This window comes from Microcystis sp. M53603_WE2, assembly GCF_030065435.1.
In genome coordinates this window covers 1-6766 of sequence record NZ_JASJFF010001232.1, presented here as the reverse complement: position 1 = coordinate 6766, position 6766 = coordinate 1, and the positions used below count along the sequence as shown (strand labels likewise).

Sequence of the window (6766 nt, the reverse complement as noted above, 5' to 3'; positions counted from 1 at the left end):
CTGCTGGGCAAACAAATTAGCCTGTAATTCAGAGCCGGCAATCGTTTTGACGATTTAGATAAAATTTTCAATGTGACAGTTGAGGGTGCGGAATGTGGGTTATACGCGCCTTGGCTGTATCAAGTGATTGTCGAAGCCGGCTGGCATCCGTTTTTACGCATTAACCAGCAAGGACTGGTCAAAATTTTTCCTCACGGTCAATGGCAGCCCTTAGATGCCCTAGTTTCAGCCCCTGGACAATCTTGGTCGGGTCAGGTGGTTTGCTTTAAAACGCGACCTCAAATCCGACGGCTGGCAATGGCAAAACACTCGCCTGCTTGACCCAGAGCGTGCCGAAGGCCTTTGGTTAGCTATGGCTGTAGCTACTCTCTGGATGGTTATGCTGGGTGGAGAAGCGGAAAATCTATCTCCTGAACCCAATTTGTCGCCACTTCCCCCCCAACATACTGTCTTTAGTAAAACTCTCCACCTCAAACCTCTACGTCAGCTTTCTTGTTTTCTTCTGGGTTCTATTACCAGGCGTTGCTGATTTACTAAAAGGTTTGTCGATTCACCTTCATCGTTGGAGTTCTTTCCCTTCCACCCCCGTTGATGCTTTTTACTACTCCCCTTCCTCTTAGTTGTAAAATACCTACACCTGTCAGCTAAAAGGGGCGGGGTTTTAAACCCAAATTTTCGATAATTCGGCATTAACTAAAGACTTGATCGGGATTAATTTGACGGCACAAGCTTTTAATTCCGGCTGCAGGGAAATCGGACAAGCGGCCGGATGGGTGAGACTATTGGCCTCAGAATTTTCTGCCCATAGGGCCCCCCAGTGCATCGGCACAAAGACACAATTAGGAGCAATTGCTTTGGTAATTAAAGCGGGAAAACGGGCAGAACCGCGACGAGAACGCACCTCCACCCATTCCCCAGCTTCTATGCCCAATTTTGCTGCATCTTGGGGATGAATTTCCAGAAAAGGTGCGGGGTGCATTTTGACAATTTTCTCGATGCGGCCGGTGCGGGTTTGGGTGTGCCAGTGACCGTACAAACGCCCCACGGTCAACACTAGGGGATAATCATCGTCCGGGGGTTCCGCTAGACCTTTACTGTGGTAAGCTGCGAAAACAGCACGTCCATCGGCAGTATTAAATTTACCATCGGTATAAAGGCGTTTTGCGGCTGTTTTTTGGCTTTTATCGTCATCTTTAACTAAATTACCTAGTAATTCCCCGGAATTAGCGGTTTTAGGGGCGGAAATTTCATCGATGGAATCGGGCCACGGTCGGGGAGTCTCGGCCAGGCGATCATAATTAATCCCTGTCATATCACAAGGACGTTTATATGTCAAGCCGGCAAACTCGGAATATACCTCGGCCGAATCCTGAAAATTAAATTGTGCCTCAAAACCCAAACGGCGACCGACTTCGGCAAAAATTTGCCAGTCGGCCCGAGCTTGTCCCACGGGAGGGCGAAAAGCCTTATTTAACGTCACCACGCGCTCAGAATTGGTCATTGTTCCCGTTTTTTCGCCCCATTGGGCCGCTGGCAGTAATAAATGGGCATAGGCGCTGGTTTCCGTGGGATAGTAGGCATCCTGATGGATAGTAAAAGGTGATTTTAACAGGGCCGCCTTGGTACGTTCTAGATCAGGCATACTAACGGCCGGATTAGTGGCGGCAATCCAGAGAAGTTTGACATCTCCCGTCTCCAAACCAGTAATCATACTCCAAGCATCGCGACCGGGGACGGGAGAAATCCGACCGGCGGGTAAACCCCAAGCTTGTTCCACTTCGGCCCGGTGTTGGGGATTTTTGACGGAACGATAACCGGGGAGAAGATGGCAGAGGCCGCCGGCTTCCCGTCCCCCCATGGCGTTGGGTTGTCCGGTTAGGGAAAAAGGACCGGCCCCCGGCCTACCGATATTAGCCGTCATTAGGTGTAAATTGATTAAAGTGCGGGCTTTGGCCGTGCCTTCCCTAGATTGATTGATACCCATCGACCAGAGGGAAAGCACTCTTTTCGATTCGGCCCAGTAGCGGGCAGCCTTTTCTAAATCCTCGATGGGGATGCCGCATTTAGGGGCGACTATTTCGGGGGGATAATGGCCGATAATTTCGGCGTATTTGCCGAAATCCCGGGTACATTTATCGATAAAATAGGTATCGATCGCACCCCAATTCATTAACAGGTGAGCAATACCGTTAAATAGGTCAATATCGGTCCCCGGGTTAATGGCTAGGTGGAGATTAGCGGCCTCGGCGGTTTTTGTCCTGCGGGGATCAACGACGATTAATTTCGCTTCTTTGTTACCTTTGAGATACTTGTGCAGACGGTTAAAGATGATGGGGTGACATTCGGCCGTATTTGTCCCCACCAGAAAGGCACAATCGGTTAATTCTAGGTCATCGTAACAGCAGGGGGGACCGTCGGAGCCGAAACTGTTCAGGTAAGCGGCCACGGCCGAAGACATACAGAGACGGGAATTAGCATCAAAGTTATTGACTCCCAGACAGCCCTTGACCAGTTTTTGGGCGATGTAGTAATCTTCGGTGTGAAATTGTCCCGAACCGTATAGACAGATACTTTCCTTTTCCCCCTGAGCGATTAGAGTTTGGATACGGTTAACGATGCGATCGAGGGCTTCTTCCCAGGTACAAGGACGGAATTGCTCTTGGAGAGAATCGCGAATCATCGGGGTTTTGAGGCGATTTTTATCGATTGATTCCGCTACGGTAGCCCCTTTAACACAGACCATACCTTGACTGGAGGGGTGGGACTTGTCCCCGAAGACTTTCCATGCTTGTCCGGCCGACGCGGGGGGGGTGACTGTCAAACCACAACCTACTCCACAGTAAGGACATTGGGTTTTTGTAGATTCAGTCATAAGCAGTTGGTCTGATTAGTGGCGCTGTCTTTGGGCATACTTAAGATAGTCGGCAGATTTTCTCGGCAAAATTGTAGTTATTAATACAATTTATTAGAAGCCTTAGCTAAATTGCCATTCTTGTGATGCAAATCGCGCATTACAACTGGCTAGATAAAATTTGCTGATGGGTGTGGGGTGTGGGGTGTGGGGTGTGGGGTGTGGGGTTTTATACTGTTGCCTGATCTCAACAAGCAATTTCAATAGTTAACAGCTTAAAAAGCATACACTTGTTCTCGTGTTGAAAAAGAATCGGCATAGGATAATAGTAGTCTCTAGGGTGCGGAAAAAGTTTTCAGCCAGTCATGACCTACGAACCTCTACATCATAAGTATCGTCCCCAAACCTTTGCCGATTTGGTGGGACAATCAGCGATCGCCACGACCCTGAGTAATGCCTTAATCAGTGAGCGAATCGCTCCTGCATACCTATTTACTGGACCCAGAGGCACGGGGAAAACCTCCTCGGCGCGAATTTTAGCCAAATCCCTCAACTGTCTGTCTAGTGACCATCCGACACCGATTCCCTGCGGTAAGTGTTCCGTCTGTCAAGCGATCGCCAATGGTTCGGCCCTAGACGTGATCGAAATTGATGCCGCTAGTAATACCGGTGTGGATAACATTCGGGAAATTATCGAGCGATCGCAATTTGCCCCCGTCCAATGTCGTTATAAAGTCTATGTCATCGATGAATGCCTGACTGGGGATAGCCTTGTTTTCACCGAAACGGGATTAATCCCCATTAATCATCCTGAGATTCTCGGAAAACGAGTTCTCAGTTACAACGAGAGCAGCGGAGAGTGGGAATATAAAAAAGTCCTGCGATGGCTAAACCGAGGCGGAAAAGCAACTTTAACCATTCAAACCAGAAATCGGACGATTAATTGCACTGGTAATCATTTGATTAGAACAGAAAAAGCATGGATACAAGCAAAAAATCTCAAAATCGGCGATCATATCCTATCCCCTGTGAATGTGGCTGCGGTGCAATACAGGCCTAGTATCATAAAATCCCCTCAATGGCTGACAAATTTCGAGGAAGTGATAGGGATTCAAGAAGGTGACACAGAAAGCGTCTATGACCTAGAAGTGGAGGACAATCATAATTTTGTTGCCAATGGGTTATTAGTTCATAACTGCCATATGCTCAGTACGGCGGCCTTTAATGCCTTGCTGAAAACTCTGGAAGAACCGCCGGATCGAGTGATTTTTGTGCTTGCTACCACCGATCCTCAGCGTGTCTTGCCTACCATCATCTCCCGTTGTCAACGCTTTGATTATCGCCGTATTGCTCTCGATGCCATGGTGGCACACCTGCAAAAAATCGCCCAAATAGAAGCGATCGATATTAACCTAGAAGCATTAACCCTTGTGGCTCAGATCGCTAACGGTGGTTTACGCGATGCCGAAAGTCTCCTCGATCAATTAAGTTTACTCGCAGGAACGATTACGGCCGAGCGAGTCTGGGATTTGGTCGGTGCAGTCCCCGAAAGAGACCTCTTAACCCTACTTAAAGTCATTCATGGCAATATTCCCGATCAAGTTATCGAACAATGTCGCCATCTGATGAATCGCGGTAAGGAACCTTTAATCGTCTTGCAAAATCTAGCGGGATTCTATTTAAACCTACTTTTAGCCAAAACCGCCCCTAATCGTCCAGAAATGGTCGCTGTCACTGCTCCCACTTGGCAGGAATTGTGTACGGAAGCGCGTACTTGGTCTTTAGAGGAAATTCTCCGCGGTCAACAACTTCTTAAAGACAGCGAAACGCAACTAAAAAACACCACTCAACCCCGTCTCTGGTTAGAAGTCACTCTCTTAGGACTGTTACCGCAAGCACAGGTGATTCCTCTAGTTGCCACGGCAGCGCCTTCCCGTCCCCAAACCAGCACCGAAAGGCCCCCGGAAGTGATCACAGCACCGGCACCGGTTAATCAACCGATCAAACCGGCGGTTATCACCCCGACAACTAGCGTCGCAGTGCCGAAAACTGAGGTTAAAACTGTTGCCAGTGATGACAATCATGAACAAATTTGGCAGCGGGTTTTAGAAGTAATGGAACCCCCCACTACTCGCACTCTCTTGCGTCAGCACGGCAGTCTTTTTAATATGGAAGAATCGAGCGCTTATTTAAGTATATCTTCGGAACAATTATTAAAAATGGCCCGGCTACGCTTGACTAATATTGAGTCAGCTTTCGAGGCTGTTTTTCAGCGCCGGATTAAAGTTCATTTACAGGTAGGTTCCGCCACTGCTGCCATGGCTGCGGAAGTTTCCCCATCCCCAGCGGCCAGGATACAACCACCACCAGAAACCGCACCAACCCCACCAATAACTCCCGAAAATAAAGTTATGACCGCGGTGGATATTCCCCCAGTCAAAGAAGCAATTATCGAGAAAAAAGAAGCAAAGATCACAGCATCGGGAAACCCAAAAACTCTTAGCACAGAACTGCCCCAAAAAATCTTAAATTTTGATTCATCTTTAGAGACATTAGATCAAGATGTAGATGTTAGTGAAATTTTGGCGGCCGCTCAAAAGTTAGCGAAATCTTTTGATGGTGAAGTGGTCAATATGGGTTATTCACTGCCAGAAAATTCGGACGCAGAAACTAAAGTTAATAAGTCTCTGGAAAATATGACTATCGTGCGCGGGAGACCTGATGTTAACGAAATTTTAGAGAATTTGGAGGAGGACGAAGACCTGCCTTTTTAAAGCTATCCCAACGGCTTGTGCTAAACTAATAGGATATGCCACGTCTCAGGATTGGCTATTCTTGCTCAAATTCTAGCTACTAGACCTATGACACCCGAAACTAAGGCCAGAATCGATCAATTAGTCCAGAATAATAAAGTTCTTGTGTTCATGAAGGGCAATAAATTAATGCCTCAGTGTGGTTTCTCGAATAACGTCATACAAATTCTCAATATTCTGGGGGTTTCCTACGAAACTGTCGATATTCTCCAAGATCAGGAGTTAAGACAAGGAGTTAAGGAGTATTCCAATTGGCCGACTATTCCCCAAGTCTATATCAACGGTCAGTTTATTGGTGGTTCCGACATTATGATCGAACTCTATCAAAATGGGGAACTACAACAAATAGTCGAGGTAGCCTTAGCTTCCTAAAAATTTTCTAGGTTAGGTTAGCTATCCTAACCTAGTTTAAAGTTGCCCAACTAGCAATCTTGGCAGAGGTGATGATTGTGACAATTCGAGAAACTGCAATTTCTAAGCTAGATCAACTCCCTGAAGTCCTTGTTCAGGAAGTAAGCGACTTTATTGATCTTCTCGATCATAAATATCGAGTCAAAACCTTTGACACTCAGCCTGATGGAAAACTGATAGAAAGATGGTTACAATGGTTTGAAGCCGTAGATGGCTTAACTGTCAATTCACCGGAACCAATAAACGACTACCAGCAACTGCTGCTCGAAAAATATCGGCAACAAGGACTAGAGCTATGATCCTGTGTGATGCAGGAGTGCTGCTTTGTTTGGTTGATCGCACCCAACCCCAACATAAAGCCTACAGAAATACAGTAATGCGTTTAGCAAAGCCTCTCGTCACAACTTGGTCATGCCTGACCGAAGCCATGTACCTGGCGCTGCATCGGGGGGGTTGGCAAATGCAAAAACAACTGGGACAACTTCTTTTAGATAAACTGCTGGTGGTTTACAATATTCAGGAAAGTGATTTCAGTCGCTTGTTGGGGTTGATGGAGCAATACCGCGATCGACCGATGGACTTGGCAGATGCAACCCTAGTTTTAGTAGCTGAAAAGACTGGGTATCGGCAAATTCTCACCCTCGATGCGGATTTCCTGTTTTATCGGATTCAAAACCAAGGCAGCTTTGAT

At 47.1% G+C, this 6766-nt stretch carries 8 protein-coding genes; 6 read left to right on the top strand and 2 right to left on the bottom strand.

Translation table 11 applies throughout. The annotated features are described in order from the left end of the window. Positions 1-72: 72 nt before the first annotated feature. Together PX481_RS25845 and PX481_RS25840 are read left to right on the top strand one after the other, a co-directional pair. Positions 73-321 (top strand): hypothetical protein, encoded by a 249-nt coding sequence (locus PX481_RS25845; RefSeq protein ID WP_288096818.1) that lies wholly within the window; start codon positions 73-75, stop codon positions 319-321. A 31-nt stretch (positions 322-352) separates the two neighbouring features. Beyond that, positions 353-529 carry a transposase gene (locus PX481_RS25840; RefSeq protein ID WP_288096815.1) on the top strand — a complete coding sequence of 59 codons (177 nt, stop codon included), beginning with the start codon at positions 353-355 and terminating at the stop codon, positions 527-529. Between the two features lie 132 nt (positions 530-661). On the opposite strand, the gene PX481_RS25835 is transcribed toward PX481_RS25840, so the two are convergent. After that, positions 662-2872 carry a molybdopterin oxidoreductase family protein gene (locus PX481_RS25835; protein WP_288096812.1) on the bottom strand — a complete coding sequence of 737 codons (2211 nt, stop codon included), beginning with the start codon at positions 2870-2872 and terminating at the stop codon, positions 662-664. Positions 2873-2974: 102 nt separating this feature from the next. Further along, positions 2975-3109 carry a hypothetical protein gene (locus PX481_RS25830; RefSeq protein ID WP_288096809.1) on the bottom strand — a complete coding sequence of 45 codons (135 nt, stop codon included), beginning with the start codon at positions 3107-3109 and terminating at the stop codon, positions 2975-2977. A gap of 107 nt (positions 3110-3216) precedes the next feature. Here PX481_RS25830 and dnaX point away from each other — a divergent pair, with 107 nt between their 5' ends. The 4 genes from dnaX to PX481_RS25810 all read left to right on the top strand — a co-directional run. Next, on the top strand, positions 3217-5625 hold the full coding sequence (dnaX, locus tag PX481_RS25825; RefSeq protein WP_288096806.1) for a DNA polymerase III subunit gamma/tau: 2409 nt from the start codon (positions 3217-3219) through the stop codon (positions 5623-5625). A gap of 87 nt (positions 5626-5712) precedes the next feature. Further along, on the top strand, positions 5713-6036 hold the full coding sequence (gene grxD / locus PX481_RS25820) for a Grx4 family monothiol glutaredoxin (protein WP_002761995.1): 324 nt from the start codon (positions 5713-5715) through the stop codon (positions 6034-6036). A gap of 71 nt (positions 6037-6107) precedes the next feature. After that, the gene (locus tag PX481_RS25815) at positions 6108-6374 is read left to right on the top strand and encodes an RNA-binding protein (protein WP_002761993.1); all 267 of its coding nucleotides are present in this window, start codon (positions 6108-6110) and stop codon (positions 6372-6374) included. Further along, positions 6371-6766 (top strand): type II toxin-antitoxin system VapC family toxin (locus PX481_RS25810; RefSeq protein ID WP_288096804.1); only part of this gene is annotated, 396 nt, incomplete at its 3' end. The genes PX481_RS25815 and PX481_RS25810, both read left to right, overlap by 4 nt.

Bases quoted from the DNA above. Each gene is read 5' to 3' on its own strand.
- PX481_RS25840 (WP_288096815.1), top strand. From the start codon at position 353: ATGGCTGTAGCTACTCTCTGGATGGTTATGCTGGGTGGAGAAGCGGAA.
- PX481_RS25835 (WP_288096812.1), bottom strand. From the start codon at position 2,872: ATGACTGAATCTACAAAAACCCAATGTCCTTACTGTGGAGTAGGTTGT.
- dnaX (WP_288096806.1), top strand. From the start codon at position 3,217: ATGACCTACGAACCTCTACATCATAAGTATCGTCCCCAAACCTTTGCC.
- grxD (WP_002761995.1), top strand. From the start codon at position 5,713: ATGACACCCGAAACTAAGGCCAGAATCGATCAATTAGTCCAGAATAAT.
- PX481_RS25815 (WP_002761993.1), top strand. From the start codon at position 6,108: ATGATTGTGACAATTCGAGAAACTGCAATTTCTAAGCTAGATCAACTC.